The 482-nt window shown below is 67.6% G+C and carries 1 protein-coding gene and 1 pseudogene; both read right to left on the bottom strand.

What is annotated here, in order from left to right:
• Window positions 1-324 (bottom strand): prepilin-type N-terminal cleavage/methylation domain-containing protein (locus HWX22_RS31520; RefSeq protein ID WP_175917019.1); only part of this gene is annotated, 324 nt, incomplete at its 3' end.
• Window positions 302-482: pseudogene (locus HWX22_RS31515) on the bottom strand (hypothetical protein); the annotation flags it as partial. The gene HWX22_RS31520 and the pseudogene HWX22_RS31515, both read right to left, overlap by 23 nt.

Here is a 482-nt window from a genome sequence, read left to right as displayed (position 1 = left end):
GAGTTCGCCCTCCATCGGCACCCAGCTGCCGCGTCTGCCGGTCAGCGGATCGAGCGGCAACTCGCGCAGGTAGCGTCCATCGACGAGCGACTGCAGCGAATCGGGATCGCGGCCGTGATCGGCGCGGTAGTCGTCGATCGACTCGCGCAGCGCATGCAGGTTGTGGCGCAGCACGGTTTCCTTGGCGCGGTCGCCCTGCTTCAGGTAGTTGGGCGCGACGAAGGCCGTCAAGGCGGCGATGATCGCCATCACCACCAGCAGTTCGACGAGCGTGAAGCCGCGCGCGCGACCCCGGCCGCTATCATTGGTGATACGGGATGCCATCGAGGCCCTCCTGTCGGTTGCGCGAGCGCACGTCGAACACGTCGGCGCCGGCCGAAAAGCGCTCCGCGTCGCTGTCGTAGCTGCGGGTTTCCCACATCTGCTCGGGCGCCGTGCCCTCGCATTCGCACATCGGGTCGAGCGGAATGCGCCGCAGGAAA

Origin of the sequence: Burkholderia sp. BCC1638, from assembly GCF_902833195.1 — a bacterium.
Taxonomy (GTDB): domain Bacteria; phylum Pseudomonadota; class Gammaproteobacteria; order Burkholderiales; family Burkholderiaceae; genus Burkholderia; species Burkholderia diffusa.
The sequence above is the reverse complement of the archived record's forward strand: the minus strand, read 5'-3'. Positions and strand labels throughout refer to the sequence as shown.